The sequence below is a fragment of the Streptomyces sp. KR80 genome (genome assembly GCF_052245555.1).
Classification (GTDB): domain Bacteria; phylum Actinomycetota; class Actinomycetes; order Streptomycetales; family Streptomycetaceae; genus Streptomyces.
This window is the reverse complement of record NZ_JBQQCD010000003.1, coordinates 1-26,552: the sequence shown is the minus strand read 5'-3', so window position 1 is coordinate 26,552 and position 26,552 is coordinate 1. Positions and strand designations below refer to the sequence as shown.

Annotated in this window: 28 protein-coding genes; 20 read left to right on the top strand and 8 right to left on the bottom strand. The window is 70.2% G+C overall.

Translation table 11 applies throughout. The annotated features are described in order from the left end of the window. Positions 1–36: 36 nt before the first annotated feature. A complete protein-coding gene (locus ACTWQI_RS05485; RefSeq protein WP_443268636.1) occupies positions 37–897 on the bottom strand; it encodes a glycoside hydrolase family 19 protein in 861 nt (286 codons plus the stop codon). 381 nt (positions 898–1,278) lie between these two features. Between ACTWQI_RS05485 and ACTWQI_RS05480 the strand changes: the two genes are divergently transcribed. From ACTWQI_RS05480 to ACTWQI_RS05400, 17 genes are all read left to right on the top strand, one after another. Next, positions 1,279–1,758, top strand: coding sequence for a histone deacetylase (locus ACTWQI_RS05480; RefSeq protein WP_443267994.1), 480 nt, complete (start codon positions 1,279–1,281; stop codon positions 1,756–1,758). A gap of 163 nt (positions 1,759–1,921) precedes the next feature. Further along, positions 1,922–2,716 carry a VOC family protein gene (locus ACTWQI_RS05475; protein WP_443267991.1) on the top strand — a complete coding sequence of 265 codons (795 nt, stop codon included), beginning with the start codon at positions 1,922–1,924 and terminating at the stop codon, positions 2,714–2,716. 260 nt (positions 2,717–2,976) lie between these two features. Further along, complete coding sequence (locus ACTWQI_RS05470; RefSeq protein ID WP_443267989.1) at positions 2,977–3,141, top strand: hypothetical protein; 165 nt, start codon at positions 2,977–2,979, stop codon at positions 3,139–3,141. Continuing rightward, complete coding sequence (locus ACTWQI_RS05465; RefSeq protein ID WP_443267987.1) at positions 3,138–3,305, top strand: hypothetical protein; 168 nt, start codon at positions 3,138–3,140, stop codon at positions 3,303–3,305. The genes ACTWQI_RS05470 and ACTWQI_RS05465 overlap by 4 nt, the downstream gene beginning before the upstream one ends. Positions 3,306–3,708: 403 nt before the next feature. Next, positions 3,709–4,809, top strand: a complete 1,101-nt coding sequence (locus ACTWQI_RS05460; protein ID WP_443267986.1) for an RNA polymerase sigma factor — start codon at positions 3,709–3,711, stop codon at positions 4,807–4,809. 111 nt (positions 4,810–4,920) lie between these two features. After that, positions 4,921–5,907, top strand: a complete 987-nt coding sequence (locus tag ACTWQI_RS05455) for an ABC transporter ATP-binding protein (protein ID WP_443267983.1) — start codon at positions 4,921–4,923, stop codon at positions 5,905–5,907. Then, positions 5,904–6,674 carry an MlaE family ABC transporter permease gene (locus ACTWQI_RS05450; RefSeq protein ID WP_443267981.1) on the top strand — a complete coding sequence of 257 codons (771 nt, stop codon included), beginning with the start codon at positions 5,904–5,906 and terminating at the stop codon, positions 6,672–6,674. The genes ACTWQI_RS05455 and ACTWQI_RS05450 overlap by 4 nt, the downstream gene beginning before the upstream one ends. A 2-nt stretch (positions 6,675–6,676) precedes the next feature. Next, entirely contained in the window at positions 6,677–7,504 is an 828-nt protein-coding gene (locus ACTWQI_RS05445) for an MlaE family ABC transporter permease (RefSeq protein WP_443267979.1), read from the top strand. Between the two features lie 3 nt (positions 7,505–7,507). Beyond that, positions 7,508–8,767: an MCE family protein gene (locus ACTWQI_RS05440; protein ID WP_443267977.1), complete on the top strand. Its 1,260-nt coding sequence runs from the start codon at positions 7,508–7,510 to the stop codon at positions 8,765–8,767. After that, on the top strand, positions 8,764–9,792 hold the full coding sequence (locus ACTWQI_RS05435) for an MCE family protein (protein WP_443267975.1): 1,029 nt from the start codon (positions 8,764–8,766) through the stop codon (positions 9,790–9,792). The genes ACTWQI_RS05440 and ACTWQI_RS05435 overlap by 4 nt, the downstream gene beginning before the upstream one ends. Beyond that, complete coding sequence (locus ACTWQI_RS05430; RefSeq protein ID WP_443267973.1) at positions 9,789–10,790, top strand: MCE family protein; 1,002 nt, start codon at positions 9,789–9,791, stop codon at positions 10,788–10,790. The genes ACTWQI_RS05435 and ACTWQI_RS05430 overlap by 4 nt, the downstream gene beginning before the upstream one ends. After that, positions 10,787–11,965 carry an MCE family protein gene (locus ACTWQI_RS05425; RefSeq protein WP_443267971.1) on the top strand — a complete coding sequence of 393 codons (1,179 nt, stop codon included), beginning with the start codon at positions 10,787–10,789 and terminating at the stop codon, positions 11,963–11,965. Before ACTWQI_RS05430 ends, ACTWQI_RS05425 begins: the two co-directional genes overlap by 4 nt. Continuing rightward, complete coding sequence (locus tag ACTWQI_RS05420) at positions 11,962–13,203, top strand: MCE family protein (protein WP_443267970.1); 1,242 nt, start codon at positions 11,962–11,964, stop codon at positions 13,201–13,203. Before ACTWQI_RS05425 ends, ACTWQI_RS05420 begins: the two co-directional genes overlap by 4 nt. Beyond that, a complete protein-coding gene (locus ACTWQI_RS05415) occupies positions 13,200–14,486 on the top strand; it encodes an MCE family protein (RefSeq protein ID WP_443267968.1) in 1,287 nt (428 codons plus the stop codon). The genes ACTWQI_RS05420 and ACTWQI_RS05415 overlap by 4 nt, the downstream gene beginning before the upstream one ends. Next, entirely contained in the window at positions 14,459–15,031 is a 573-nt protein-coding gene (locus ACTWQI_RS05410; protein WP_443267966.1) for a hypothetical protein, read from the top strand. The genes ACTWQI_RS05415 and ACTWQI_RS05410 overlap by 28 nt, the downstream gene beginning before the upstream one ends. 108 nt (positions 15,032–15,139) lie before the next feature. Further along, positions 15,140–15,898: a hypothetical protein gene (locus ACTWQI_RS05405; RefSeq protein ID WP_443267964.1), complete on the top strand. Its 759-nt coding sequence runs from the start codon at positions 15,140–15,142 to the stop codon at positions 15,896–15,898. A 284-nt stretch (positions 15,899–16,182) separates the two neighbouring features. Then, entirely contained in the window at positions 16,183–17,154 is a 972-nt protein-coding gene (locus ACTWQI_RS05400) for a carbohydrate kinase family protein (protein ID WP_443267963.1), read from the top strand. A 118-nt stretch (positions 17,155–17,272) separates the two neighbouring features. Here ACTWQI_RS05400 and ACTWQI_RS05395 read toward each other — a convergent pair whose 3' ends face one another. From ACTWQI_RS05395 to ACTWQI_RS05380, 4 genes are all read right to left on the bottom strand, one after another. Further along, the gene (locus tag ACTWQI_RS05395) at positions 17,273–18,763 is read right to left on the bottom strand and encodes a glycosyltransferase family 87 protein (protein WP_443267960.1); all 1,491 of its coding nucleotides are present in this window, start codon (positions 18,761–18,763) and stop codon (positions 17,273–17,275) included. 98 nt (positions 18,764–18,861) lie between these two features. Then, the gene (locus ACTWQI_RS05390; RefSeq protein WP_443267958.1) at positions 18,862–19,512 is read right to left on the bottom strand and encodes a class I SAM-dependent methyltransferase; all 651 of its coding nucleotides are present in this window, start codon (positions 19,510–19,512) and stop codon (positions 18,862–18,864) included. Beyond that, the gene (locus ACTWQI_RS05385; protein WP_443267956.1) at positions 19,509–20,162 is read right to left on the bottom strand and encodes a TIGR04282 family arsenosugar biosynthesis glycosyltransferase; all 654 of its coding nucleotides are present in this window, start codon (positions 20,160–20,162) and stop codon (positions 19,509–19,511) included. The genes ACTWQI_RS05390 and ACTWQI_RS05385 overlap by 4 nt, the downstream gene beginning before the upstream one ends. Then, the gene (locus ACTWQI_RS05380; RefSeq protein WP_443267954.1) at positions 20,159–20,869 is read right to left on the bottom strand and encodes a glycosyltransferase family 2 protein; all 711 of its coding nucleotides are present in this window, start codon (positions 20,867–20,869) and stop codon (positions 20,159–20,161) included. The genes ACTWQI_RS05385 and ACTWQI_RS05380 overlap by 4 nt, the downstream gene beginning before the upstream one ends. Positions 20,870–20,987: 118 nt before the next feature. On the opposite strand from ACTWQI_RS05380, the gene ACTWQI_RS05375 reads away from it, so the two are divergent. From ACTWQI_RS05375 to ACTWQI_RS05365, 3 genes are all read left to right on the top strand, one after another. Continuing rightward, on the top strand, positions 20,988–21,731 hold the full coding sequence (locus ACTWQI_RS05375; RefSeq protein ID WP_443267953.1) for a response regulator transcription factor: 744 nt from the start codon (positions 20,988–20,990) through the stop codon (positions 21,729–21,731). Between the two features lie 5 nt (positions 21,732–21,736). Further along, positions 21,737–22,918: a sensor histidine kinase gene (locus tag ACTWQI_RS05370; protein WP_443267951.1), complete on the top strand. Its 1,182-nt coding sequence runs from the start codon at positions 21,737–21,739 to the stop codon at positions 22,916–22,918. A gap of 81 nt (positions 22,919–22,999) precedes the next feature. Continuing rightward, a complete protein-coding gene (locus ACTWQI_RS05365) occupies positions 23,000–23,371 on the top strand; it encodes a hypothetical protein (protein WP_443267950.1) in 372 nt (123 codons plus the stop codon). Positions 23,372–23,390: 19 nt separating this feature from the next. On the opposite strand, the gene ACTWQI_RS05360 is transcribed toward ACTWQI_RS05365, so the two are convergent. The 3 genes from ACTWQI_RS05360 to ACTWQI_RS05350 form a co-directional block, all read right to left on the bottom strand. After that, positions 23,391–24,458, bottom strand: coding sequence for an NAD-dependent epimerase/dehydratase family protein (locus ACTWQI_RS05360; protein ID WP_443267948.1), 1,068 nt, complete (start codon positions 24,456–24,458; stop codon positions 23,391–23,393). A 116-nt stretch (positions 24,459–24,574) separates the two neighbouring features. Then, complete coding sequence (locus tag ACTWQI_RS05355; RefSeq protein ID WP_443267946.1) at positions 24,575–24,838, bottom strand: GlsB/YeaQ/YmgE family stress response membrane protein; 264 nt, start codon at positions 24,836–24,838, stop codon at positions 24,575–24,577. A gap of 132 nt (positions 24,839–24,970) precedes the next feature. Beyond that, the gene (locus tag ACTWQI_RS05350) at positions 24,971–26,506 is read right to left on the bottom strand and encodes an ATP-dependent DNA ligase (protein WP_443267944.1); all 1,536 of its coding nucleotides are present in this window, start codon (positions 26,504–26,506) and stop codon (positions 24,971–24,973) included. Between the last annotated feature and the right edge of the window lie 46 nt (positions 26,507–26,552).

The following is a 26,552-nucleotide window of genomic DNA, read 5'->3' as shown; positions in this document are numbered from 1 at the left end:
GGGAGGGCCTCCGACAGCAGTACGGGTGTCAGGCGGTCAGCAGTACAGGTTGCCGCCCTCGGTCGTGCCGAGGATCTGGACGAACTGCTTGTACTTGTCGACGCGGCTCTGGACCTGTGCGGGGTTCCTGCCGTTGCACTCCAGGCTGCCGTTGATGCTGCGGATCGTCTCGCCGAAGCCGCGGCTGTCGGCCATGGCGTCATGCGGGGTCATCGTGCCGGGACCGGTCTGGGTGTTCCAGTACCACAGGCCGGTCTTCCAGGCCACGGCGGCGTTCTGTTCCACCTGCCACGGGTCGTTCAGCAGGTCGATGCCGAGTGCGTCGCCCGCCGCCTTGTAGTTGAAGTTCCAGCTCAGCTGGATCGGGCCGCGGCCGTAGTACGCGGACTGACCCGCGGGGCAGCCGTACGACCGGCCCGTGTCGCAGTAGTGGGAGTAGTTGGCCTGATTCTGCTCCACGATGTGGACCAGGCCGCCGGTCTCGTGGCTGACGTTGGCGAGGAAGGCGGCCGCCTCCTGCTTCTTGACGGTGTCACTGCCGCTGTTCGCGAAGGCGGGGTACGCGCTCAGCGCGTCGGTTAGGCCCTTGTACGTGTAGAACGAGTTCCGGTTCGGGAACATCTGGTTGAACTGTGCTTCGCTCACGACGAAGCTCCCGTCCCCCGAGCCGGGCGGATCGCTCGGGGTGCCGGAACCGCATGCGCCGTTGTCCTGCCAGACGCCCGAGCCTCCGGTGCTGGGGGCCTCGTACTGGGTCCACCATTTGGCGGTCCAGTTGTGGCCGTTGTACGAGGCTGTGTCGCCGCCGCGGTACACCTGCGACGAGTTGTAGGCCGTGACGCACGACGCGGCAGAAGCGAAGGTCATAGGCATGACAACCCAGAGCGCGCAACCCATCACCAGCGCGGTAATGAAGGCCACGATGCGTTTTCTTGACACTTGAGCACTCCTTCGTCCGGAGCCGTTCGGTCGTACGGCACGGGATCGAGGGGCACTCTGACTGGTCTACACCAGTGGAGTCAAGGTTTGGGCCACAACGGATTGCCGTAGCGTTTGCGCCGGTGGAATACCCGTCTCAGGCGGGAGTGAGATGTGATCGTCCCTCGCCGACTCGAAGACCGTGACGGCCGACATCCGTCACAAGGGCACCTCTGGTATGCGGCTTTCGGCTCCAACATGGACCGTCGTCGCCTTCGGTATTACCTCGGAGGGGGCACACCGCCCGGCGGGAGACGCACGTATCCGGGCTGTCGAGATGGACGCGACCCCGCGCGTTCCGTGCCGGTCCTGCTGCCCGGAGTCATGTACTTCGCCACCGAGTCGGCCGTGTGGACGGGGGGCAGGGCGTTCTACGACCCCGACGCCGCCGGCGAGGTGCCCGCTCATGCCTACCTTGTGACGGCAGCGCAGTTCTCGGACATCGCCGCTCAGGAGATGTATGAGGAACCCGGTCACGACCTCGACCTGACGGAGGTGCTCACCAGCGGGCGAGCACAGATCGGGACCGGGCGGTATCAGACGCTGCTCTGCCCCGGTGCCCTGGACGGCCTACGGGTGGTGACCTTCACCGCCCCCTGGAGGTGCAGCGAGGTCCCCTGGAACGCACCTTCTGCGGCCTACCTACGGCACCTCGCGTACGGGCTCATGGCGGCGCATGGATGGAGCGCCCCACGCGCGGCCGCATACCTCGCCGGTTGTCCGGGGGCTCGTGGGACGTGGACGCCCGACGCTGTCCTTGCCGTGAGCGAAGAGCCTTGATCACAGGGGTGATCTGAGCCCCTTCGCAGGGGTGCGGCTGGAGCGCATCTCTCGTGGGCCGGTGGCGTCGCCGATCGGGTGAAGCAGTCGGCGGGCGAGTGTCAGTGGCGGGTGTCACGCTGACTTCATCAGGATCTGCGAAGGGAATGCGAAGGGAATCCACATGATCACCACTGACTTCGTGCCCGGCTCTCCTTGCTGGCTCGATCTCGGCGCCCCCGATGTCGCCGCCGCTGCCGCCTTCTACGGCTCGGTGTTCGGCTGGGAGTTCCAGTCCGTCGGCCCGGAGGCGGGCGACTTCGGCTTCTTCCGGATGAACGGCAAGAGCGTCGGCGGGATCGGGCCGCTCACCGAGGAGGGGGCCCGTTCGGCCTGGATGATCTACTTCAACACGCCCGACGTGGACGCCACGACCGAAGCGGTCGAGCGGTTGGGCGGCACGGTACGGGTCGCCCCGATGGACGCCGACGGCGAGGGCCGGATGGCGCAGTTCACCGACCCGTTGGGTGGTCAGTTCGCCGTCTGGCAGCCGGGGAAGATGGTGGGTCTGGAGGCGGTCGACCAGCCGGGCACCCTGAGCTGGACCGAGCTCTACACCACCGACGCGGCGGCCGCGAAGGAGTTCTACGGCACGCTCTTCGGCTGGCAGACCCAGGACATTCCGCTGCCGGGCGGCGGAGGGACGTATGCCCTCATCACTCCCTCCGGTCTCAGTGAGGAGCGCATGCACGGCGGCCTCATGCAGCTCCCCGCGGAGCACCTCGTCCTGACCGGCGGCCGCGCCTACTGGCACCCGGTCTTCGCCGTGGCGGACTGCGATGCCGCAGTCGCCCGGGTCACCAAGAACGGCGGCGAGGTGCAGATGGGGCCCGAGGACGCGGAGGGCGTCGGGCGGCTGGCCGTCTGCCTCGACCCGTCCGGCGCGGACTTCGTGGTGCTCGCCCCCACCGAAAGCTGATGTCACGGCTCGGCCCGGCGGGTTCCTGCGGGCCGAGCCGTCTCGAGAACGGGCGCTGCGCAACCGCGGCGCCCGGGTGCTGCGCGGTAAGCGGTAAACAGACCGGCTCCGACGACGAGTGTCGCGGAGCCGGTCCTGTGTCCCGCCGTGCGTTACGGCGGATCTTTTCGTGCCCTGGAGCACCGGCGGCGGAACCGAGGGAGCTCTCGGACCGCCGGTGGACCTTCACCAAGGGGGATGTCCGCGAGCATCTGGAAAAGGTGCCCGCCGACACCGGCTACCTGTTCATCGATGCGGACCACGGGGCGCGGTTCGCCCACTGGTACATCGAGAACGTCTTCCCGGCCGTGCCCGCCGGGACGCCCACCAGCGTCCACGACGTAGTCCATGGGCGCCGCCCGAAGCCGTTCAGCGAAGGCTCGTGATCATCAAGTGGCTGGCCGAGAGGGACATCGACTTCTTCACCCCGTCGACCGCCAAGGCCCCACAGGTGACCGATCAGCTCGCCGAGGTGAAGCGGGAGCTGCGACTCGATGAGCCGGTCCGCACCAGCAGGGACAACCCGATGATCTTCTTCGCGCTGCCCTGAGCCTCTCGCGGCCCGCGGTGTCTCGGTCGGCAGCCGTCCGGCCGGCATCGACGGATCTGGATGGTCGATCGGTCGCCCATCGAGGGGAGCCCAGCCCCTCGGGCGGTCCGGCTCCCGGGCTCGAAGAGGTGTATCACCGCACCCTGTTGGCACATAACGGATATATCGTGCGCACGCCGCGGATTCGGACCGCACCCCCAGTACGTCCGTCCGGCGCGAACCGGAACCCCTGCCTCGATTCGGTTATCGACCTGCTGCCGAATCGTGACTGACATCGCTCGATTCGTCCGTCGCACCCCCTCCCACCACGCTGTACCCGGCGGTAATGTCGGCGCCCCACCCAGAAAGTCGGGCGGCTTCCGAGACGCCTCGTTTTGATCGTGAGCAAGTGTGAGGGGCCCTGATGGCGACTGATCCGCAGTCAGCACATTCGGTGCGACCGCATGCCTGCTCGGACGAGCGCTGGCAGCGCATGTGGAGCCATCGTGAGCACCTGCTCAGGGTGGCGCGCAGGCGGTCCATGAGCCTCGAGGACGCCGAGGACGCCGTACACGAGGCGATGCTCCGCGCCATGGAGAACGACCACGTCGAGGACGAGCGGCTCGGCCCCTGGCTCACCACGGTGACGATGCGGCTGTGCGTCGACCGGTACCGCCAGATCAACCGTGAGGCCGAGGTCGGCAGTCGCTCGACGCTGACCGCCTCCGTCTCCGCCCCCGTCGATGAAGTGGTGTGCGATCGTGCGGAGGCGAAGTGGCTGGCGAACCGGAGTGGGGACCTCCCTGCGCGGCAGGCCGAGGCGCTCTGGCTCAAGTCCGAGGACTTGGACGTCGGTCAGGTCGCACGGAAGATGGGGCTGAGCTACCGGACGGTCGAGTCGCTGCTCGCGAGGGCACGGCGGACGATGCGCAAAGCGCTCGTCGCCACGCTCACCGCCGGCCTGTGGCTGTGCTGGCGGGGCCGTCCCCGGGTGGGGAACGGTGCGCAGGCGATCACAACGGCGTCCACTGCGGCCACCCTTGCGGCGCTCGGCCTCGCCCTTCCTTATGCGCATCAAGAGGAAGGGGAGCGTCCGCCTCCGACCGCCAGCGAGCGAACGGACGACTGGCCCCAGGCGGCGTACGACCGCGACATGGCGTCGGAGTCGCCGGGCCTCCTCTCTGAACCCATGGGTTCCCACGGTCTCGCCGGGGTGGGACCGACCGGTCCCGTCGGGGGCGTCGGGCTGATCCTGCCGGACGCTTCGCTGCCGGTGCTCCCCTCGGTCGAGGAAACGGTGTCCGCCACCCCCTCCGTTACGCCGGACCTTTCCATGCCGGATGTCCCGGATGTGTCGGTTCCGGATGTGTCGTCCATTACTCAAACTTCCGGCCGGTTGACCGCACCCGTTCCCGGGATATCGTCCGTACCGGGCACTTCCGCGGAGGGCGGCGTTCCGGACGACCTGCGTGATGTCCCCACCAAACTGCGGAGCACTCCGTTGCACACCGATGTTGGGCCCTGATCGACACACGATTGCGGGCCTGTAAAAAATCTTCTCGGTTCAGCGACGGACACCCCCCACATCCCCGTAGAACACATGACAGAGCTGCTTCAGGGCTGAAGGGCGGACCGGATGGGTGTCGAGATCTGCGTGGAAGGGTTGACCAAATCCTTCGGTCACCAGGTCATCTGGCAGGATGTTTCGCTGACGATGCCCGCCGGGGAGATCTCGGTCTTGCTGGGGCCGTCGGGCACGGGCAAGTCGGTGTTCCTGAAGACGCTCGTCGGCCTGCTGAAACCTGAGAGAGGCTCGATCGAGATCGCGGGCCAGGACATCACACAGCTCCGCGAGCACGATCTGTACGAAGTGCGGAAGTTGTTCGGCGTCCTCTTCCAGGACGGCGCACTGTTCGGCTCGATGGACCTCTACGACAACATCGCCTTTCCGCTGCGCGAGCACACTCGTAAGTCCGAAAGCGAAATCAAGCGGATCGTCCTGGAAAAAATGGACATGGTCGGCTTGATCGGTGCCGAGGGGAAACTCCCGGGCGAGATATCCGGAGGTATGCGCAAGCGGGCGGGCCTGGCGCGTGCGCTCGTGCTCGATCCGGAGATCATTCTGTTCGACGAGCCCGACTCGGGGCTCGACCCGGTGCGCGTGGCCTATCTCAACCAACTGATCGTCGATCTGAACGCACAGATCGACGCCACCTTCCTCATCGTCACCCACGACATCGCCTCGGCCCGACAGGTGCCGGACAACATCGGGCTGCTGTTCCGCCGCGAGCTGGTGATGTTCGGTCCGCGGGAAGAGCTGCTCGCCAGTGACGAGCCGGTCGTGGGCCAGTTCCTCAACGGACGCATGCAGGGCCCGATCGGCATGGCCGAGGAGAAGGACGCGGCCCAGGTCGAGCAGGAACTGGCCGAGCTCGACGCCGGAAACCACCGCGGCCCCCAGGGCGGCAAGGGTGCGTCGGGCGGGGGCGTGACACCGCGCCTGCTGCCCAGCTCCAACATCGTCCGGCCGCCCCGCTGGCAGGCGATCGCCGAGCATGAGGATCAGCTGCACCGGCTCCGGAAGCTGCGGCTCGGCGTCGACGGCGAGGTGGCCGAAGCATGAGCCTGTCGCCCACCAACGCGCTGAAACATTCGGGCAGCCTGTTCTCGCTGGCCCTGGATGTGCTGCGCACCCTGCCGAGACGCCCCTTTCAGGTCCGGGAGTTCATTCAGCAGTCCTGGTTCATCGCGAGCGTCACGATTCTTCCCACGGCGCTGGTCTCCATTCCGTTCGGTGCGGTGATCGCGCTCCAGATCGGCAGCCTGACCCGGCAGCTCGGTGCGCAGTCGTTCTCCGGAGCCGCCTCGGTTCTCGCGGTCCTCCGGGAGGCGTCGCCGATCGTGACCGCGCTCCTCATCGCCGGCGCGGGCGGCTCCGCGATCTGCGCGGACCTCGGGGCCCGCAAGATCCGCGAGGAGATCGACGCCATGCAGGTGCTCGGCATCGATCCCATTCACCGGCTGGTCGTTCCCCGGGTGCTGGGCTCGATGCTCGTGGCGGTCCTGCTCAACGGCCTGGTCTCGGTGGTCGGCGTGGCAGGCGGCTACTTCTTCAACGTCATCCTGCAGAACGGGACGCCCGGTGCCTATCTCGCCTCCTTCACCACCCTCGCCCAGCTACCCGACCTCTATTGGGCTGAATTGAAGGCGCTGGTGTTCGGAGCCATCGCGGCGATCGTTGCCTCGTACAAGGGATTGACGGCGAAGGGCGGTCCGAAGGGAGTCGGCGACGCGGTGAATCAATCGGTCGTCATCACCTTCATGTTGCTGTTCGTCACGAATTTCGTGATGACGGCGATCTACTTCCAAATCGTTCCGCAGAGGGGATAGAGATGGCGCTGTCAGACCGATTCATCTCAGGCCCCCTCCGCTCCCTCGAGGAGCTCGGGACTCAGCTGTCCTTCTACGGGCGCTCGCTCGCCTGGACGGGCCGCACCCTGCGCCGGTACAAGAAAGAGGTCCTGCGCCTGCTGGCCGAGGTGACCTTCGGCCGCGGAGCGCTGGCGGTCGTCGGCGGCACCGTCGGTGTCATCGCCTTTCTCTCCTTCTTCACCGGCACCGAGGTCGGCCTCCAGGGATACGCGGCGCTCAACCAGCTGGGCACGTCCAACTTCGTGGCGTTCATCTCCGCCTACTTCAACACCCGTGAGATCGCACCGCTCGTCTCCGGGCTCGCTCTCTCCGCCACGGTCGGCGCCGGGTTCACCGCCCAGCTCGGCGCCATGCGGATCAGCGAGGAGGTCGACGCCCTCGAGGTGATGGCCGTTCCTTCGCTGCCGTTCCTGGTCACGACCCGGATGATCGCCGGGTTCATCGCGGTGATCCCGCTCTACGTGATCGGGCTGCTCTCCTCCTACCTGGCCGCCCGGACGATCACCACCGGCTACTACGGGCAGTCGGCCGGCACGTACGACCACTACTTCCAGCAGTACCTCCCGCCGATCGATGTGCTGTGGTCGTTCGGCAAGGTGATCATCTTCGCCATCGTGATCATCCTTGTGCACTGCTACTACGGCTACACCGCCAAGGGCGGCCCCGCGGGGGTCGGCGTCGCGGTCGGTCGCGGGGTGCGCACGTCCATCGTCGCCATCAACATCCTTGATTTCTTCCTCAGCCTGGCGATCTGGGGAGCCACCACGACCGTGCGGATCGCGGGGTAACCGATGCCGACAACCAATCCGATATCTACCAAGCTGCGGCTGTACGGCGTGATCTTCATCGTCGTGCTCGGGCTGCTGCTGTCCCTGACCGTCGCGATCTACCAGAAGGTGTTCACGCCGGTCACCCACATCACTCTCCAGGCGGACACCGTCGGCAACCAGCTGGAGCCGCCCGCCGACGTGAAGCTGCGCGGCCTCATCGTGGGCGAGGTCCGCGAGGTGCGGGCCGACGGCGACAAGGCCTCGGTCGACATCGCGCTCGCGCCCGAGCATGTGGACAAGATCCCGGCTGATGTGCACGCCCTGCTGCTGCCCAAGACGCTGTTCGGTGAGAAGTACGTCGACCTGGTGATCCCCGAGAAGTCCACGGCAGGGCCCATCAGCGCCGGAGACGTGATCACCCAGGACCGTACGAAAGCCGGCATCGAGCTGCAGAAGCTGATGAACGACCTGCTGCCGCTGCTCCGTACGGTCCAGCCGGCCAAGCTGAACGCCACGCTGTCCGCCTTCGCTACCGCGCTCGAAGGGCGCGGCGACCGGATCGGCGACAACCTCGAACGGGTCGAGCGCTACTTCCACCGCCTGAACCCGCATATGCCGGCCCTCAAGAGGGACCTCTCCAGGTTCGCCGATGTGGCCGAGCTCTACGGTGACGCCGCCCCCGACCTGCTGAGGATCCTGAAGAACAGCATCACCACCAGCCTGACCGTGGTCGAGAAGAAGGATGCGCTGGCCTCGGCCCTCACCGGGACCACCCGCTTCGCGAAGACGGCGGAGGAAATGATCGACGAGAACTCCTCGCGGTTCATCACCCTCGGTCGCGTCTCCCGCCCCACTCTGGCCCTGTTCGCGCGCTACTCGCCCGAATTCCCCTGCCTGCTCAAGGGACTGGTGAAGGCGCAACCACTGTCCGACGCGATCTTCAAGGGCGGGAAGATGCACATCACCCTGGAGGTCGCCCTGCCTCGGGACCCGTACAAGCCCGGAGAGGAACCGCAGTACGCCGATCGCTCCGGCCCCAACTGCCGCGGCCTGCCCAATCCCACCAAGCCTGCGCCGGCGATCAAGCTGAACGACGGCACCAAGGGCTCCGGCGCCTCGACACACGGCGGGCAGAGCGGTGTGACCTCGACGGCCGCCGAACAGCAGCTGATCGGCTCGCTGGTGGCTCCGGTCATGGGCGTTCCCGCCGATGAGGTGCCCTCCGTGGCGACCCTGCTCTTCGGTCCGATGGCACGTGGAACGGCGGTGAGCGTCGCATGAAGGCCATGGACACGGCCGCTCCCCTGGTCAAGTTCAGCATCTTCGCGGTGGTGACCCTGATCGCGACCGCGATGCTCTCGGCCACCATCGTCAACATCAGCTTCACCTCCAAGGACACCTACCAGGCGGTGTTCAGCGACGTCACCGGCCTGGAGGAGGGCGACGACATCAGGGTGGCCGGCGTCAGAGTGGGCGAGGTGGAGGAGATCCGGATCAAGGACCGGACCCTCGCCGAGGTCAGCTTCAGCGCCGCCAGCGACCGGCCCCTGCTCACCTCGACGGGCGCCGTCATCCGCTACCGGAACCTGGTCGGACAGCGGTACATCGCGCTCACCGAGGGCGCCGGCGACGGCTCGAAGCTGCGGCCCGGCGACACCATCCCGCTGTCCCGTACGCAGCCCGCGCTTGATCTGAACGCGCTCCTCAACGGATTCAAGCCGCTGTTCGCGGCGCTGAGCCCGAAGGACGTCAACCAGCTCGCGACCGAGATCATCAAGACCCTGCAGGGCGAGGGCGGCACGGTCAACAGCCTGCTCGCGCACACTGCCTCGCTCACCACGACGCTCGCCGACCGCGATGAACTGATCGGTTCGGTGATCGACAACCTCAACGAGGTGCTGGGAACGCTGGACCAGCGCAGCACCCGGTTCTCCGGTCTGCTGAAGCAGCTGCAGCGGGTGATCTCCGGGCTGTCCGCCGACCGCGAGGCGATCGGCGATTCGCTGACGGGTATCGGCGATGTGTCGGCCGCCACCGCCGGGCTGCTCGAGGACGGCCGTCCGGCGCTGCGCACCGACATCGCCGAGCTGTCGCAGGTGGCGGGGACGCTGCAGAAGAACGAGAAGACCGTGGAGGGCGTCCTGAAGCGACTGCCGCGCAAGCTCAACAAGCTGACCGCCACCGGCTCGTACGGCTCCTGGTTCAACTTCTATCTGTGCGACTTCGACGGCCGGATCGTGCTGCCGAAGACGGCGAAAGTGTTCACGCCCGACCTCCACGTCGCCAAGGCGAGGTGCGGCCGATGATTCCCTTCCGCGAGCGCAACCCCGTGACGATCGGGGCCGCGGGACTCGCCACGATCGCGGTGCTGATCGCCGGGGCCTTCAACATCGAGAGCCTTCCTCTGATCGGGAACGGCGAGGAGTACAGCGCGGCCTTCACCGAGGCGAGCGGTCTCAAGTCCGGCGACGAGGTCCGCATCGCCGGGGTCAAGGTCGGCAAGGTCAGCGAGGTCGACCTCGACGGCGACCATGTGAAGGTCACCTTCCGGGTCAAGGACGAGGCGAAGTTCGGGGCCGACACCGGCGCGGCCATCCGGGTCAAGACGATCCTCGGCGCCAAGTACATGTCGCTGGAGCCGAAAGGCCCCGGCCAGATGGAGCCCGAAAGCGAGATCCCGCTGAAGCGGACGGTGTCGGCGTACGACGTGGTGGAGGCGTTCAGCGACCTCACCACGACCTCCGAGAAGGTCGACACCAAGCAGCTGGCGACCGCCCTTGACACCATCTCCACGACGTTCAAGGACTCGCCCGCCGAGGTCAAGGCCTCCATCGCGGGACTGTCCCGGCTCTCCCGGACCGTGGCCTCGCGCGACAAGGAGCTGCGCGAACTGCTGAAGAACGCCAACGGCGTCACCGGTGTGCTCTCCGATCGGTCGAAGGAGTTCATGAAGCTCGTCAAGGACGGCGGGGTTCTCTTCCAGGAGCTCACCAAGCGGCGCCAGGCCATCCACAACCTGCTCGTCAACGCCTCCGCACTCGGGGTACAGCTCTCCGGCCTCGTCGACGACAACCGCAAGCAGATCGGCCCGGCGCTGACCCGTCTGAACTCGGTGGTCGAGATGTTGCGGCGGAACGAGAAGAGCCTCAACCGCAGCGTCAAGCTGCTGGCGCCGTTCGCCCGGGTCTTCACCAACACCCTCGGCAACGGCCGGTGGTTCGACACCTACGTCCAGAACCTCGTCGCCGCACCTGTGACCCCCCGGGGCGGCTCCGCGGAGATAACCCCAGGAGGGTCACGATGAGCCGGCATCGCGGGAGGCTCCCGCTGAACAGGCGCACCCTCAACCGCCTGGCGATCGTCCCTGTGCTGGCCCTCCTCGCCGGCCTGGCCTTCGTGTTCTGGCCGAAGCCGGACCCGATCGCGGTCACCGCGTACTTCCCGCGCACCGTGGGCATCTACCCCGGGTCCGACGTCCGCGTCCTCGGCATCAAGATCGGTGAGGTCAAGAAGATCACCCCGCAGGGCCGCAGCGTGCGGGTCGAGTTGGAGTACGAAGCCGACCGCAAGGTGCCCGCGGACGCCAAGGCCGCGATCATTAACTCCTCGGTGGTCAGCGACCGTTACGTCCAGATGTTGCCGGTGTACCGCGGGGGCCCGGAAATGCAGAGCGGCGCCGTCATTCCCGAACAGCGGACAGCCGTCCCGGTCGAACTGGACCGGATCTTCGACAGTCTCCACACCACGTCGGAGGCGCTCGGTCCGCGCGGCGCCAACAAGGACGGAGCGCTGTCCAAGCTCCTCGGCGTCAGCGCGGACAACCTCGAGGGGCAGGGCGGCAATCTGCACCAGACGGTCAAGGACCTCTCGCGGGCCGTCACCACCCTCTCGGACGGGCGGCAGGACATGTTCGGGACGGTGAAGAACCTGCAGGTGTTCACCGCCGCGCTCGCAGCGGACGACGACAGCGTCCGCTCGTTCAACGACAGTCTGGCCACGGCCGCGAACCAGCTCTCGGGTGAGCGCAAGGAGCTCGCGGCGACCTTCAAGCACCTGTCGGTGGCCCTGAAGGACGTGTCCGCATTCGTCCGCGGCAACAAGAAGACACTGACCAAGAATGTGAAGGGCCTCAGCGAGGTGACCCGCGTGCTCGTCGAGCAGCGCGCCGCACTGGAGGAGCTGATGGACGTCGCGCCCGCCGGTTTCGGCAATCTCGCGAACGCCTACAACCCGGCATCGGGCACGCTGGACACCCGCAACAACGGCGACCATCCCGATCATCCGCAGGATCCGGCCAGTGTGCTGTGCTCCCTGCTCAAGACGACCGGCGAAAAGGCAGACTGCCAGGACCTGGGGAAGCTCTTCGATTCCCTTCCTGAACTGCCCACGGCCAATCCCCTCACCGGAGCTGCCCACGCGGTGTCCGGTACCGCCACGACCGACAAGACGCTCGGTGGAATCCTGGGAGCCGCCGCATGACCGCCCCGCGCAAAGCGGCCCTGTGGGCGGCCGCCAGTGCGCTGCTGCTGACGGGCTGCGAGTTCAACGGCCTGTACGACGTGCAACTGCCCGGCGGTGCCGCCTCCGACGGTGAGGCGTACCACGTCACCGTCCACTTCCGGGACGTCCTCGACCTGGTGCCGCAGTCCGCTGTGAAGGTCAACAACGTCACCGTGGGCGCCGTGGAGAAAGTGGAGCTCAACGGCTGGCAGGCCCGCGTGCGCCTGCGCATCGACGACTCGGTGAGGCTGCCGGGCAACGCCGTCGCCGAACTGCGCCAGACCAGCATGCTCGGCGAGAAGTACGTCGCGCTCGCCAAGCCCACGGCTGTCCAGCCGGTGGGCAAGCTCACCGACGGCGCGCAGATCCCGCTGTCCCGGAGCAACCGGAACCCGGAGATCGAAGAGGTGCTGTCCGCTCTGTCGGCGCTGCTCAACGGCGGCGGCGTGGCCCACCTCCACACGATCACCAAGGAACTCAACAACGCCATGGAGGGCCGGGAGGACCGGGTCAAGAACCTCCTGACCGAGCTGGACACCTTCCTCGGCGGGCTCGACGAGCAGCGCTCCGAGATCGTCCGTGCCCTGAAGGGAATGGACCGGCTGGCCAAGAGGCTCGAGACCGAGAAGGTCACGATCGGCCGGGCCGTCGACACCATGCCGCCCGCGTTGAAGGTCCTGGCCGACCAGCGCAAGGACCTGACGCGCATGCTCCGCTCCCTGTCCGACCTCGGCAAGGTCGGCACGAAGGTGATCAAGGCCTCCCGGGACGACATGATCGCCAATCTGCGGAGTCTGCAGCCGATCCTGACGCAGCTGGACAAGGCGGGCAACGACCTGCCCAACGCGCTGGAGCTGCTGACCACCTATCCCTTCCCGCGCCGTTCGGTCGACGCGATCAAGGGCGACTACACCAACCTGCACGTCACCGCCGATCTCGATCTGAAGAGCATCTACGGCAATCTCTCCAACGACGAGGGGACGAAGCCCGGAAAGCCCGGCTCTCCGGACAAGCCGACCCCTGACCTCCCCGGGGAGCCCGATCTGCCGACGCCTCCGGACCTCCCGGGCGACGAGGACTCGTCGGGCGGTGGTGGCGCGCTGTGTCCGCCGGTGTGCACCGGCAGCCAGGCCGCTTACCACAGCGGCTCGGCCGGTTTCGGCAGCGGAGCCGACCTGGGCCTCGCGGAGCTCATGATGAAGGGGATGCAGCCGTGATCAGTCGTACGGTCAAGGTCCAACTGCTCGCCTTCTCCGCCATCACGGCGGTCGGCGTGTCCTATGTCGCCGCCGAGTACGCCGGACTGGCCGACCGCGTCACCAAGAGCGGGTACAACGTGCGGGCCGAGTTCGCCGACTCCGGGGGCATCTACTCGGGCGCCGAAGTCACGTACCGTGGCGTGCCCGTGGGCCGCGTCGGCGATCTGCGCCTGGTCGGCTCCAGCAGCGTCTCCGCCGAGCTGCGCATCGAGGACAGCACGCGCATCCCGGCCGACACACTGGCCGTGGTCGCGAACCGCTCGGCGGTGGGCGAGCAGTACGTCGACCTGCAGCCCCGAGCCCTGAGCGGCCCGTATCTGAGCGACGGCAGCACGATCCCCCGCCGGGACACCCGTACTCCGCTGCCGACGACGAAGATGATCCTCAGCCTCGACCGCCTCGTCGGATCCGTCGACAAGAAGGAGCTGCGCACCACGGTCGACGAGCTGGGCCAGGCGTTCGCCGGCACCGGCCCGCATCTGACCCGGATGGTGGACTCCGGCAACCGGCTCGTCGAGTCGGCCAGCGACTCCCTGCCGCAGACGATCTCGCTGATCGACGACTCCCAGACCGTGCTGAAGACGCAGATCGACAAGGGCTCGGCCATCAAGTCGTTCTCCCGCGACCTGGCGGATCTGACCGGCCAGATCAAGAACAGCGACGGCGACATCCGCCGGCTCGTGGACAGCGGCAGCACGGCGGCGCATGAGCTGGACTCGCTGCTGAAGGCCAACCGGAAGGCGCTTCCGGTCCTGCTGGGGAATCTGATCAGCGGGGGCCAGGTCACCGTGGCGCGCCTTCCTGGAGTGGAGCAGACGCTGGTGACCTTCCCCGTCGTCGTCGCCGGCAGCTTCACCGTGCTGCCCGGCGATGGCACCAGCCACTTCGGCATGGTGCTCAACTCCGACGATCCGCCGTCGTGCCGGCAGGGTTACGGCGGGACGCAGAAGCGCGACCCCAAGGACACCCGCGAGGTGCCGTCGAACACCAAGGCTCGCTGCACGGAGCCGCGCGGCAGTAAGACCTCGGTCCGCGGTGCGCAGAACGTCCCCCAGCCCGACGGCTCGGCCGCTCAGGGCGGCCGGGGCTACCCGATGTCCCACATCGCCCCTTACGATCCCCAGACCGGCCTCACCGCCGGCCCTGATGGAAGGACCGTCGCGATCGGCTCGACCGGCGGAGAACAGAGTGTGTTCGGAAAGGACTCCTGGCAATGGCTGCTCGTCGGACCGATGGCCTGAGGCGCCTGATTGCGCGTACGGCGCGGCCGCTGCTTCGCCTCACGGCCAAGACGGTGGGCGCGGCGCGCCGTAGCCGGGCCCTGACGCTGGGGCTCGCCGGAGCCCTCGCCGTCCTGGTGATCCTCTCCGGGTTCCTCGGTGTGCAGCTGTACCGGCAGCATGCGGAGGAACAGCGCAATCAGGACATTCTGGCGGCGGCCCGGCAGTCTGCGGTCAATTTCACATCTCTCGACTACCGGCACTACGACCGGGACAGCAAGAACGTCCTGAAGGGGGCCACCGGCGAGTTCAAGAAGCAGTTCGCCGCCCAGACCAAGGATCTCACGAAGCTGGTCGCGGATAACAAATCGGTCTCACAGGGCCATGTGCTCGAAGCGGGCATCGCCAAGGCCGACGACCGGTCCGCCCGAGTTCTGGTCGTGGCCGACAGCAGGGTGACCAACACCGCTGCGCCGAAGGGCCAGGCACGCAATTACCGGCTGCAGCTCGACCTCGTGCACGAGGGCGGACGGTGGCTGACGTCCAACGTCGAGTTCGTCGGCTGACACGTCGTCCCCCAGCTACCTCCCCCAGACTCCGTCCGGGAGGTGCCCCCAGGGGGTGCCCCCAGATCCGCACCCTCACGAGCCACGCGGCCAGTAAGGAGAAACACCGTGACGAAGGCGCCCATCCGAGGCCGTACCGGCAGTGGAACGATCCGGCAGCGCTCCGTGGCGGCGGCCGCCCGTGCCGCCTCCAAGCGAGCCGAGAAGGCACGGAGTGAGGCCGAGCCGGAGGCGTCGAGCCGGGCGGTGAAGGCCTCCGCCCGCGGTGCCGCCGACGTTGAGACGCCGAAGCGGGCGAAGGGTTCCGGCCCTGCCGAGCCCGGAACCGGGTCCGAGCCTGAGACGACCGGGAAGCCGTTCCTCCAACGGTCCGGCCTGCTCACCGCCGTGCTGGCCGTGCTCGTCGTCGCGGGCCTGGTCGCCGCCGGACTGCTCGGCTGGGAGTACCGGGAGGAGACGCGGACGGACCAGGCGCGTACCGAGGCCCTGGCCGCCGCCCAGAAGGCCGCACCGGTGATCCTGTCCTACGACTACCGGCACCTGGACAAGGACTTCGCCGCAGCCCGCCGCCACCTCACCGGCTCCTTCCAGAACAAGTACAAGAAGACGACCACGTCTGTGGTGGCGCCCACCGCCAAGAAGTACCAGGGCGTCGTCACGGCCACGGTGGCCAAGCCCCCGGCCGGGGGAGAACCGGCGGCGTCGGTGGTCTCCGCCTCGCCGGAGAAGGTGGTCGTCCTGCTCTTCATGAACCAGGTCACCAAGAGCACCCAGGTGTCCGGGCCGCGCCTCGACCTCAACCGGGTCCGTATGACCCTCGTCGACACGCCCCAGGGCTGGAAGGTCAGCACACTGGACGCCCTGTGACCGCTGACCACGCCCGCACATCACCTGACCAGGGAGCACCGAAGGCCGGCGCGGAGGCCCGCAAGGCCACGGCGCGCAAGCCCCGCCGTGCCCGGTGACGCACCGGCGATGACCGTCCGGCGGCCCTCGCCCAGCAGCGGGCCGCGGGACCGTACACGGCTGCTCGTCATCCGGCGCGCCATGCATTGACCTGCGAAGACGACGGCCGGAAGGATGGCGGGGGATGCACCCCGCCGATCCGTGCTGCGGCGGTGGGGGAACGCCCCGGCCGAGAGGAGCCGCCCGTGATCGTCGTCGCCGGTGAAGCCTTGATCGACCTCGTCCCCGGTGGCCGGGCGGGCGGAGTCCACGCGTCCGGCTCGTCATCCGGCGCGCTCGGCGATCTGCCCGCGCTCTTGCCCCGGCTCGGCGGCGGCCCGTACAACACGGCCGTTGCCCTGGGCCGCCTCGGATCCCGTACCGCCTTCTGCTCCCGCGTCTCGACCGACCGCTTCGGGGAGGCGCTGCTGGCCTCCTTGCGTGCGGCGGGCGTGGACACCTCGCTGGTGCAGCGCGGCCCGCAGCCCTCCACCCTCGCCGTCACCGACATCGGCACCGACGGCTCCGCGGCGTACACCTTCTATGTGGAAGGCACCGCCGACCGGCTGTTCGCCCTCCCCAGCGAACTCCCCGCCGGCGTACGGGCGCTGTCGCTCGGCACCTGCTCCCTCGTGCTGGAGCCGGGGGCGAGCGCGTACGAGCAGCTGATGCGACGCGAGGCCGGGCGCGGCGTGCTCATCGCGCTCGACCCCAACATCCGCACGGGTCTGATCCCCGACGCGGACGCCTACCGCACTCGCTTCCGCTCCTGGCTGCCCAGCGTCGACCTGCTCAAGCTGTCGGCGGAGGACGCCGGGTGGCTCGCCGGCGGCGGCGAGCCCGACGCCGCCGTCAAGGAGTGGCTGGCCGCGGGCGTCCCCGCCGTCGTGCTCACCCGCGGCGCCGACGGCATGACGGTCCACACCGGCCACAGCGGGCCCGTTCGGGTTCCCGGCGTGCCCGTCGAGGTGGTGGACACCATCGGCGCCGGTGACACGGCGGGCGCGGCACTGCTCCACCGGCTCGCCGCGCACGCGGCCCTGTCCCGTGACGCCTTGTCCGCGCTGGGCGCGGATGAGTGGCGGGACATCCTCGGCTTCGCGGCGCGCGCGGCAGCCGTCACCTGCTCCCGCGCGGGCGCCGAGCCTCCGTATCCGGACGAGCTCGGTCGCGCGTGAACACCGCGCCTCAGGGTTGCGGCGCGGGTGTCGCCTTGCAGGTGGCGTCCTTGGCGGGCAGCTCGCCGATCAGCAGATAGCGGCTGCCGTGGTCGTCCCCGACTGGGGGCGGGGTGCGTCAGACGCCCGATGTCTGGGCGGGTTCGGGTTCCGCGGTACGGCGGTCGGCACGGCGCCGACGGACGTCGCGCAGCGCCCATCCCGCGAGAACGGCGGCCGCCGCGATCGCGTACCCCGACGTCCCCACGACGTCACCGTCCGGGACCCCCCGGCCGGCCACGTACTTGGCCGTGCCGGCGAGCGGGACGACAAGCCACTCCCACCGGCCGTCGAGGGCGACGAGTGCCACGACGAGCAGTGCGTACCAGGGATAGCCCGGTGTCATCAGCAGGAAGGCCGTGCCGGTCACCAACAGGGCCCCTCGCCAGGGGCGCTCAGGGTCGCCCCGGCGCAGCACGTACAGGACCACGGTCAGCATGGCGGCCACGACCGCGACCTGCGCCCATGACTCGGGCAGCACGAGGCGCAGCAGCGCGTACCGGTTCTTGACGGACGGGTCCCGATAGCCCTCCTCCTCGACGTACCCCGACAGATAGCCGAAGACGGAGGCCTCGGAGCCCAGGACGTACGGGAGGTAGCCGAGGGCGATGACGGCGGCGGCGGGCAGGGTCACGGCCGCAGCTGTGCGGACCCGGCTGCCGACCGGCGCCCGGCCTTTGGCGAGTACGCCGGACAGTGCGCCCGGAACGACCACGGCGGGCAGGAGTTTGACCGCCGTCGCCGCGCCCAGGAGCGCGCCACCGGCCACCCGTCTGCGGGCGCCGAGGACCGACAGACCGGCGACGGCGAGCAGCACGCCGAGGACGTCGGCATGGGCGTTGTTGACCGCTTCGATGGGCACGGCCGGACACCACGCCCAGTACGCGGCCAGGTGGGGACCGGCCTGGTCGCCCGCACCGGGGTCCGCGCGCCGGCGCCGCAGGACGTACAGCAGCGTCGCCGTCGTGCCGACGGACAACAGCGCCCCGCCGACCTGCAGCGGCTTCAAACGGGCGCCGGCGGGCGAGAGTTCGTGCACCAGGAGGAAGTAGCCCTCGGCGACAGGCGGGTAGATGGTGTGCTCGGTGGGCCGGTTGATGCGGGTGCAGTGCGGCTCGTCGCCGTCCGGCCCTCCGGGGATGCGCGCACGGTCCGGACCTGCGCACTCCGGGCCCGTCGGGAAGAGCCAGCCGTCCCGGAGACGGGTCAGAGCGGGGTCGGCGGGCGCGTGGTCGTACGGGGAGATGCCGGCGGCCTGCACCCGGCCGTCCCAGGCGTAGCGGTAGGCGTCGGTGCTCGTCCGCGGCGGGGCGAGCAGGCCCGTGGCGGCCACGGCCACCCCGCCCGCCAGGACCAGCGCTGTGGCCTGCCGCGCCGGGACCTTCCGTACGGCGAAGGCGGCCGCGGCGAACAGCGCCCACGCCGCGGCGTACCACCACCACAGCGTGGCGGGGTCGCTGTGGAAGGTGTCGCTGCGCACGGTCAGCGCGAGCACGGTGACGAGGGCGGCCACGAGCCCACCGCAGACGGCGGCGGGGGCGGAGTTGCGGGCGGAGTTGCGGGCGGTCACACCGGGCAGCGTGTCATCGCGCCAGGGCGGAACGGCGCTGCGCAGGGCGGATGTCCGCCGTCCGTAAGATGCGCCGCCGGGCGCCGTCCGCCGGCGCATCAGCCGTTGCGGAGCGCCACGAAGCGGCGGGTCGCGTGGCCCCATTGGTCGGCCGGGGTCCAGCCGGTGGCGCGCGCCTCACGGAGGAGGGCCGAGCTGCCGACCCTCGCCCAGGGGAAGTCGGCCTGCGCACCGACGCCGGTGCCGTCGTCCAGGCGGACGCGGAGCCGCTCGTCGATGTCCGCCGGAGCCACCTCGACCAGGGCCAGGCCCTCCGGCGCCACGATGGCCCTGACGCGATCGAGCAGGGCCCGCGGGTCACCGCCGATGCCGATGTTGCCGTCGATCAGCAGTGCCGTACCCCAGCGGCCTTCGGCCGGGAGCCGGTCGAAGACCGAGCGGCGCAGCGCCGGGCCTCCCTCGCTGACGGTACGGGCGACCGCTGCCGGGCTCACGTCTATGCCCAGGGCCGGATGGCCGGAGGCGACGAGGGCGGAGACGAGCCGTCCCGGCCCGCACCCGATGTCGAGCACGGTTCCTGCGCAGCGCCGGAGGACGGTCATGTCGGCGGTGTCGGCGCCGGCGCACCAGCGTTCGACCTCGAGGGGGAGCAGCCAGCCGTCGGAGCGGCGCAGAAAGAGCGGACCGCGGCCGGTGCGCAGGGCGGCCGTGTACGGGTCGGCGCGCCATGAGGCGGTCTGCGTACTCACCGCGCCCCCGCCCGCGCCAGCCGGGCGACCGTCGCGGCGAACCGGCCGCCCGGCACGGCAGCCGCGACCTCGGCGGCGTCGGCGGGGGTATCCACATCGCGCAGCGGTGACAGGTCACGCACCGCCAGACCCGCGTCCGTGAGCCGCTGCCGCTGGACGGCACCGGTGGTGGAGGTGGACATCGGGACGCCGCGGAGCAGTTCGGGCGCCGGGGCGGCGAGGCCCAGGGCCCAGAAACCACCGTCGGCTGCCGGGCCGAACCAGGCGTCACACCCCTGCCAGGCGTCCTCGTGCAGCGCGGGGGAGAGCAGCGCAGGCGTCACCTGCGGGGTGTCCATGCCGATCAGCAGCGCAGGGCCGTCGCAGGAGTCGAACGCCACCGCGAGCCGCTCGTCGAGCCCGCCGGCGCCCTGCGGTACGACGTCGATCCCGGGCGGCAGCCACGGACCCGTACGCCCGTCGAGCACGAGCACGCGACGCCGGGCGGGTGCGGCGAGGACGGCGTCGAGGGTGTCGGCGAGCGAGGCCTCGGCGAGCAGCGCGGCTTCGCCCGGCGTATAGGCGGGAGTGAGCCGGGTCTTCACCCGTCCGGGAACGGGCTCCTTGGCGATCACCAAAAGAATGGTCTCCCCGCCGGGGTCGACGCTCATCGGATGTCCGCCCCCTGGAGGCGGACATCCGGCCGCTGCCGCAGGGCGCCGCGCATGTCCTGAACCGCATGCCAGGTGCCGCGCCAGGTGCCCGTGACCTTGGAGGTCCCGGTGCGCGGCAGGTACGGCACGTCCCGTTCCTCGATGCGCCAGTCCGCGTCCGCGGCCCGTACGACCATCTGCAGGGGATAGCCGCTGCGCCGGTCGGTCAGACCGAGGCCGAGCAGCGCCTCCCGCCGGGCGGCCCGCATCGGCCCGAGGTCGCCGAGCGTCACGCCCGTACGGCCCCGGATCATCCGGGCGAGGGCGAGGTTGCCCAGGCGGGCGTGGAGCGGCCAGGCGCCGCGCGCCCGTGGTCGCCTGCGCCCCAGCACGAGATCCGCCGATCCACCGAGGACGGGCCGTACGAGGCCCGGCAGCAGCCCGGGATCCAGGGACGCGTCGCAGTCGCAGAAGCAGACGATCTCGGCATGGGAGGCGAGGAGCCCGGCGTGACAGGCGGCTCCGAAGCCGCGCCGCGGTTCGTGCACCACGGTCGCGCCGAGTTCGCGGGCGATGTCGGCGGAGCCGTCGGTCGAGCCGTTGTCGACGACGACGGCGCGCCAGCCCGCGGGGATGCGCTCCAGCACCCAGGGGAGGGCAGCGGCCTCGTCGAGGCAGGGCAGTACGACGTCCACGTCGGAGGCGGTGGTGTGGGTCACCCTCATCACAGTACGAAGCCGGAACGGACATTTCGGACGCAAGGTCCTTACGAAACGCGGACGTCGCCCGTGCGCGGACAGCCGGGGGGTCACGCGATCCCCGTTCGATGTCACGCTGGGGGGCATGCAGAACCCACTGCCCGCAGGTCCGCACCCGTCGCCGTACGCGCAGCCGCCCCCCGGTCGGGTCCTCGTCGTCGACGACGACCCGACCGTCGGCGAGGTCGTCGCGGGCTATCTCGACCGCGCCGGGTACGCCGTCGATCGCGCCGACGACGGCCCCGCCGCGCTGGCCAGCGCCGCCGTCCACTGGCCCGACCTGGTCGTGCTCGACGTGATGCTCCCGGGCATGGACGGCCTGGAGGTCTGCCGGGCGCTGCGGGAGCGGGGACCGGTGCCGGTGATCATGCTCACCGCGCGCGGTGACGAGGACGACCGGATCCTCGGCTTGGAGATCGGTGCGGACGACTACGTCACCAAGCCGTTCAGCCCGCGCGAACTGGTGCTTCGCGTCGAGTCCGTGCTGCGCCGCTCCCGTACGGCCGCCGGGCAGCGGCCACCGGCACAGCTGAGCTCCGCCGGTATCACGATCGACTCGGCCGCCCGCCGGGCCGTCAAGGACGGCAAGGAACTCGCCCTGACCCTGCGCGAGTTCGACCTGCTCGCCTATCTGATGCGCCACCCCGGCCGGGCCTGCGGCCGGGAGGAGCTGATGCACGAGGTGTGGGGCTGGGACTTCGGTGACCTGTCCACCGTCACCGTCCACGTGCGGCGGCTGCGCGGGAAGATCGAGGACGACCCGGCCGTGCCCCGACTCATCACGACCGTATGGGGCGTCGGCTACCGCTTCGACTCGCCGGGGGACTGACCACCATGCAGGACCTGCTGCTCATGGCCGCCTACGCCTTCTCCGGCGCAACCGGAGCCGGGCTGCTCGGCGCACTCGCCCTGCGGATGCTGCGGCGCCGCTCGGTGGCCGTGTCCCTGACGGTCGTCGTGGCCGTCGCGGTGACGGCGATGCTGGCCGGGACGCTGGCCGTCGCCTGGGCGATGTTCCTGTCGCCACACGACCTGACCGTGGTCACGACCGTGGTGGCGATGGCCGCGGCGGTATCCTTCGCCACCGCTCTCCTGCTCGGCCGGTGGGTGGTCGCGCGCAGCAACGAGCTGACCATGGCGGCCCGTTCCTTCGGCGAGGCCGGCAGCTTCGCCGTCCCCGACTCCGAAGCCACGGCGGAACTCGCCGCCCTGGGGCGTGAACTGGCCGCCACGAGCGCCAAGCTCGCCGAGTCGCGCGAGCGGGAGCGCGCCCTGGACGCCTCGCGCCGGGAACTCGTCGCCTGGATCTCGCACGATCTGCGCACCCCGCTCGCCGGGCTGCGCGCGATGTCCGAGGCCCTGGAGGACGGCATGGTCCAGGACCCCGAGCGCTATCTCCGGCAGATCCGCATCGAGGTCGACCGGCTCAACTCGATGGTCGGCGACCTCTTCGAACTCTCCCGCATCCACGCCGGATCGCTCACCCTCTCGCCCAGCCGGATGTCGGTGTACGACCTGGTGGGCGATGCGCTCGCGGGTGCCGATCCGCTGGCGCGCGAGCTGGGCGTACGGCTGGTGGGCGACCCCGTGGAGGCGGTGCCCGTCGAGGTGGACGGCAAGGAGATGACGCGGGTTCTCGGCAACCTCCTCATCAACGCCATCCGCCGTACCCCTGCCGACGGCACGGTCGCGGTGGCGGCCCAGCGGCAGGGCGACGACACGGTCGTGCTCTCGGTCACGGACGGCTGCGGCGGCATCCCGGAGGACGACCTGCCCAGGGTCTTCGACACCGGTTGGCGCGGCAACAACGCCCGTACGCCGACCCTCCCCCTGGGGGCACCTCCCGGGCCGTCAGGCCCGGGGGGACTATCGCTGGGGGCACCCCCACCGTCGGGCGCGGGCCTGGGCCTGGCGATCGTCCGGGGCATCGTCGAGGCGCACGCGGGACGGGCCGGCGTGCGGAATGTGGAAGGCGGCTGCCGCTTCGAGGTGACCCTGCCCGCGGCGCGTTCGTAGGCCGTTGCCGGCGGGCGGCGTTTCTTCAGGATGATCCGATCGTTGTGCTGTCTGAAGCACAGCCAAGGAGGATGAAGAAACGTGCGAATGCGTACCGTTCCCACCCTGTTGGCAGCAGCGGCTCTCGCCCTGGGCGCCGTGGCGGCGTCCGCCGCCACGGCCGCAGCGGCCGGAGGGCCGACACCGCAGGAGTACATCGACCGGGGCGGGGAGATCAAAATCTGCACCCGCGGAACCCTGTTCGACGGCATGGTCAACTTCGGCTGTCGGCCGCCCCATTACGTCGGACCGGAGACGACCTGGAACGACCTGAGGGCCGAGGAGGACGCCGTCTCGCCCATGCTCTGCCGGCCGTCCTTGGTGAATCACGCCTTCGACCGGACGGAAGTCATGGCTGCCGGCGCCGGGGCAGCCGTCCAGTGCACCCCGGTCCCGGCCTCCTGGTACGAGTAGCCGCCCGCCCCGGCGGTCGCTACGCCTCGGCGCGCGCCGCCCGCAGCGGCGAGCGCGCGAACTCCGCCATTCCCTCGGTGAGTCCGATCCGCGGCCGCCAGCCCAGCTCCGTCATCAGGCGGCGCGACGACGCGGTGATGTGGCGGACGTCGCCGAGGCGGTACTCGCCGGTGACCACCGGGGCCGGGCCGCCGTGGGCGGACGCGAGCGCCGAGGCCATCTCACCGACCGTGTGCGGCTCGCCGCTGCCGGTGTTGTATGCGCGGAAGCCGCCGGGAGCCGGGCCCGCCGATGCGTCCAGGGCCATGACGTTGGCGGCCGCCACATCCCGTACGTGCACGAAGTCCCGCCGCTGGCGGCCGTCCTCGAACACCCGGGGCGGCTCGCCGCGTTCCAGCGCCGAGCGGAAGAAGGAGGCCACGCCTGCGTACGGAGTGTCGCGCGGCATCCCCGGGCCGTAGACGTTGTGGTAGCGCAACGAGACCGCACTCGCGTCGGTCGAGCGCGCCCACGCGGCGGCCAGATGCTCCTGGGTGAGCTTCGTCGCGGCATAGACGTTCCGCGGGTCGGCGGGGGCGTCCTCGCCGACCGCGCCGGGCCGGAGTGCGACGCCGCAGCGCGGGCAGGCGGGTTCGAAACGGCCCTGCTCGAGGTCGGCGGCCGCGCGCGGGCCGGGGCGCACCTCGCCGTGGCGCGGGCAGTCGTAGCGGCCCTCTCCGTAGACCACCATCGACCCCGCGAGGACCAGCTGCCGCACCCCGCGCTCCGCCATGGCGGCGAGCAGCACCGCCGTACCGAGGTCGTTGCAGCCGACGTAGTCCGGCGCATCCGCGAAGTCCTTGCCGAGGCCGACCATCGCCGCCTGGTGGCATACGGCGTCGACGCCGTGCAGCGCCCGCTCGACGACGGCGCGGTCACGCACATCGCCGTGCAGCCACTCGGCGTCGAGCGGGGCGGTGGGGGGCAGTTCGCGGTGGGCCGAGGGCAGCAGGGCATCGAGCACGACCGGCTCGTGGCCGCGCTCCGTCAGGGCCTCGACGATGTGCGAGCCGATGAAGCCCGCGCCTCCGGTAACGAGTACGCGCATGCCGCGACGCTACGTGCCGGGGGCCGCGACCGGACTCGTACGCGCCGCGTCGTCACAGGTCCGTAAGGTCCGGGCCCCCGTAAGACGTCACGGAGGGCCCGGAACGAGCAGCCCGCTCAGCGGCGGGCTTTGGCCCGGTCGACCGCGGAGACCCCGATGGCCGCCAGACCGATCTGGAAGAGCCATTCGACCCAGTCCACGCCGTCCGTGTCGGCCACGCCGAAACCATGGGCGACGGCGGAGCCGACGAAGGCGGCGGCGATGCCGACGAGGATCGTCCACAGGACGCCGATCCGCTGTCGGCCGGGGACGACGAGCCGTCCCAGTACCCCGATCACGATGCCGATGACGACGGCGCTGATGATGCCCGAGATCTCCATGGGGCCCTCCATGGGCTGTGCAACAGAGCTCCTGTAGGACGTGTGCCCCGTCGGCGCTCAGAGATGCTCCCCCAGCGGTGCCCCCAGGCGGACCGCACCCGACCGCCACGTCTGCCGGGCGGCCCGCGAAACCTAGGTGGCGAAGGAGAGGACCGTCTCCACGGTGTCTGCCTGCGCCGCTGTCTTGTCCTCCCGGTAGCGCAGCACGCGCGCGAACCGCAGCGTCACGCCCTCGGGATAGCGGGGAGACCGTTGCACGCCGTCGAAGGCGATCTCCACGACCAGCTCCGGCCGTACGGTCACCACCCAGCCGTCGTCGCTGACCGAGATCTCCCGCAAGCGCTCGGTCTGCCAGGTCAGCAGGGCGTCGGTCAGCCCCTTGAAGGTCTTGCCGAGCATGGCGAAGGAGCCGTCCGGGCGCCGCGCCCCCAGATGGAGGTTCGACAGCTTGCCGGTACGCCGCCCGTGCCCCCACTCGGCCGCCAGCACCACCAGGTCGAGCGTGTGCACGGGCTTCACCTTCAGCCAGGACGCGCCCCGCCGCCCCGCGCTGTACGCCGAGTCGAGCGCCTTGACCACCACGCCCTCGTGGCCGCGGGCCAGCACGTCCGCCGTGAACTCCCGTGCCCGCGCCCGCTCTTCGTCGTTCCGTGGATCGTCGACCACCAGGCGGCGCACGCGCCGCGGCGCGGGCGCCACGCGGGCCAGCTCCGCGTGGCGCTCGGCCGCGGGCAGCGGCAGCAGGTCCCGCCCGTCGACCGACAGCAGGTCGAAGAGGACCGGCGAGAGGGGCAGCGACGCCCGGGCGCTCGTGACGTCCAGCCGGGAGCCGACGCGGCCCGCGGTCTCCTGGAACGGCCGCGGCCGCCCGTCCGCGTCCAGCGCGATGACCTCGCCGTCCAGGACCGCCCGCTCGGCCGCCAACTCCCGTGCTGCGGCGACGACTTCGGGCAACCGGTCGGTGATCTCGTCCAGAGTGCGGGTGAAGACCCGTACGCTCTCGCCGTCCCGGTGCACCTGGATCCGGATGCCGTCGAGCTTCTCCTCGACGGCGCAGGAGCCCAGTCTGTCCAGCGCCTCGTCCACGTCCTTGGCGGTCTGCGCGAGCATCGGCAGGATCGGGCGGCCGACTTCGAGGCGGAAGTCGGCGAGCGCGGCCGGGCCGCGCTCGAGCAGCGCCTCGGCGACGGCGCCGAGCGAACCGCCGAGCATCACCGCGCGCCGTACGTCGGAGGGGGCCGCCCCGACCGCGGCGGACAACCCCTCCACGGCGAACGCGTCCAGCGCCCCCTGCCGCAGCTCACCGCTGATCAGCCCGAAGAGGAAGCGCTGCTCGTCCCGGGTGGCGGCCGCCAGCAGCTCGTGCAGCAGCCGCTTGCGCGCCGCCTGTGAGCCCTTCCCGGAGACGGCGGCGATCCGGCCGAACGCCTGGTGGACCTCCAGGACGGGCAAGCGCGGTTCGGCGGCCGGGGGCACGGGCTCGCGTAGGGCGCTCCATCCGACGCCGATGCGGCGCTGCGGCAGCCGGCCCGCGAGATACGTGATCACGATCGGCGCCTCGGAGGGCTCTGCCTTGCGGAACAGCTCGGCGAGCAGGGCGACCTTCTCCGTACGGGCGGAGGTGGCCGCGACCTCCCGCGAGGTCCGCGCAATGTCGGCCAGCAGCATGTGCCCATCCTCCCACCGGTTGTGGGCAGTTTTTCGCCTCGGGGGG

Bases quoted from the DNA above. Each gene is read 5' to 3' on its own strand.
- ACTWQI_RS05485 (WP_443268636.1), bottom strand. From the start codon at position 897: ATGGGTTGCGCGCTCTGGGTTGTCATGCCTATGACCTTCGCTTCTGCC.
- ACTWQI_RS05475 (WP_443267991.1), top strand. From the start codon at position 1,922: ATGATCACCACTGACTTCGTGCCCGGCTCTCCTTGCTGGCTCGATCTC.
- ACTWQI_RS05460 (WP_443267986.1), top strand. From the start codon at position 3,709: ATGGCGACTGATCCGCAGTCAGCACATTCGGTGCGACCGCATGCCTGC.
- ACTWQI_RS05455 (WP_443267983.1), top strand. From the start codon at position 4,921: ATGGGTGTCGAGATCTGCGTGGAAGGGTTGACCAAATCCTTCGGTCAC.
- ACTWQI_RS05450 (WP_443267981.1), top strand. From the start codon at position 5,904: ATGAGCCTGTCGCCCACCAACGCGCTGAAACATTCGGGCAGCCTGTTC.
- ACTWQI_RS05445 (WP_443267979.1), top strand. From the start codon at position 6,677: ATGGCGCTGTCAGACCGATTCATCTCAGGCCCCCTCCGCTCCCTCGAG.
- ACTWQI_RS05440 (WP_443267977.1), top strand. From the start codon at position 7,508: ATGCCGACAACCAATCCGATATCTACCAAGCTGCGGCTGTACGGCGTG.
- ACTWQI_RS05435 (WP_443267975.1), top strand. From the start codon at position 8,764: ATGAAGGCCATGGACACGGCCGCTCCCCTGGTCAAGTTCAGCATCTTC.
- ACTWQI_RS05430 (WP_443267973.1), top strand. From the start codon at position 9,789: ATGATTCCCTTCCGCGAGCGCAACCCCGTGACGATCGGGGCCGCGGGA.
- ACTWQI_RS05425 (WP_443267971.1), top strand. From the start codon at position 10,787: ATGAGCCGGCATCGCGGGAGGCTCCCGCTGAACAGGCGCACCCTCAAC.
- ACTWQI_RS05420 (WP_443267970.1), top strand. From the start codon at position 11,962: ATGACCGCCCCGCGCAAAGCGGCCCTGTGGGCGGCCGCCAGTGCGCTG.
- ACTWQI_RS05410 (WP_443267966.1), top strand. From the start codon at position 14,459: ATGGCTGCTCGTCGGACCGATGGCCTGAGGCGCCTGATTGCGCGTACG.
- ACTWQI_RS05385 (WP_443267956.1), bottom strand. From the start codon at position 20,162: ATGAGCGTCGACCCCGGCGGGGAGACCATTCTTTTGGTGATCGCCAAG.
- ACTWQI_RS05380 (WP_443267954.1), bottom strand. From the start codon at position 20,869: ATGAGGGTGACCCACACCACCGCCTCCGACGTGGACGTCGTACTGCCC.
- ACTWQI_RS05375 (WP_443267953.1), top strand. From the start codon at position 20,988: ATGCAGAACCCACTGCCCGCAGGTCCGCACCCGTCGCCGTACGCGCAG.
- ACTWQI_RS05370 (WP_443267951.1), top strand. From the start codon at position 21,737: ATGCAGGACCTGCTGCTCATGGCCGCCTACGCCTTCTCCGGCGCAACC.
- ACTWQI_RS05360 (WP_443267948.1), bottom strand. From the start codon at position 24,458: ATGCGCGTACTCGTTACCGGAGGCGCGGGCTTCATCGGCTCGCACATC.
- ACTWQI_RS05355 (WP_443267946.1), bottom strand. From the start codon at position 24,838: ATGGAGATCTCGGGCATCATCAGCGCCGTCGTCATCGGCATCGTGATC.
- ACTWQI_RS05350 (WP_443267944.1), bottom strand. From the start codon at position 26,506: ATGCTGCTGGCCGACATTGCGCGGACCTCGCGGGAGGTCGCGGCCACC.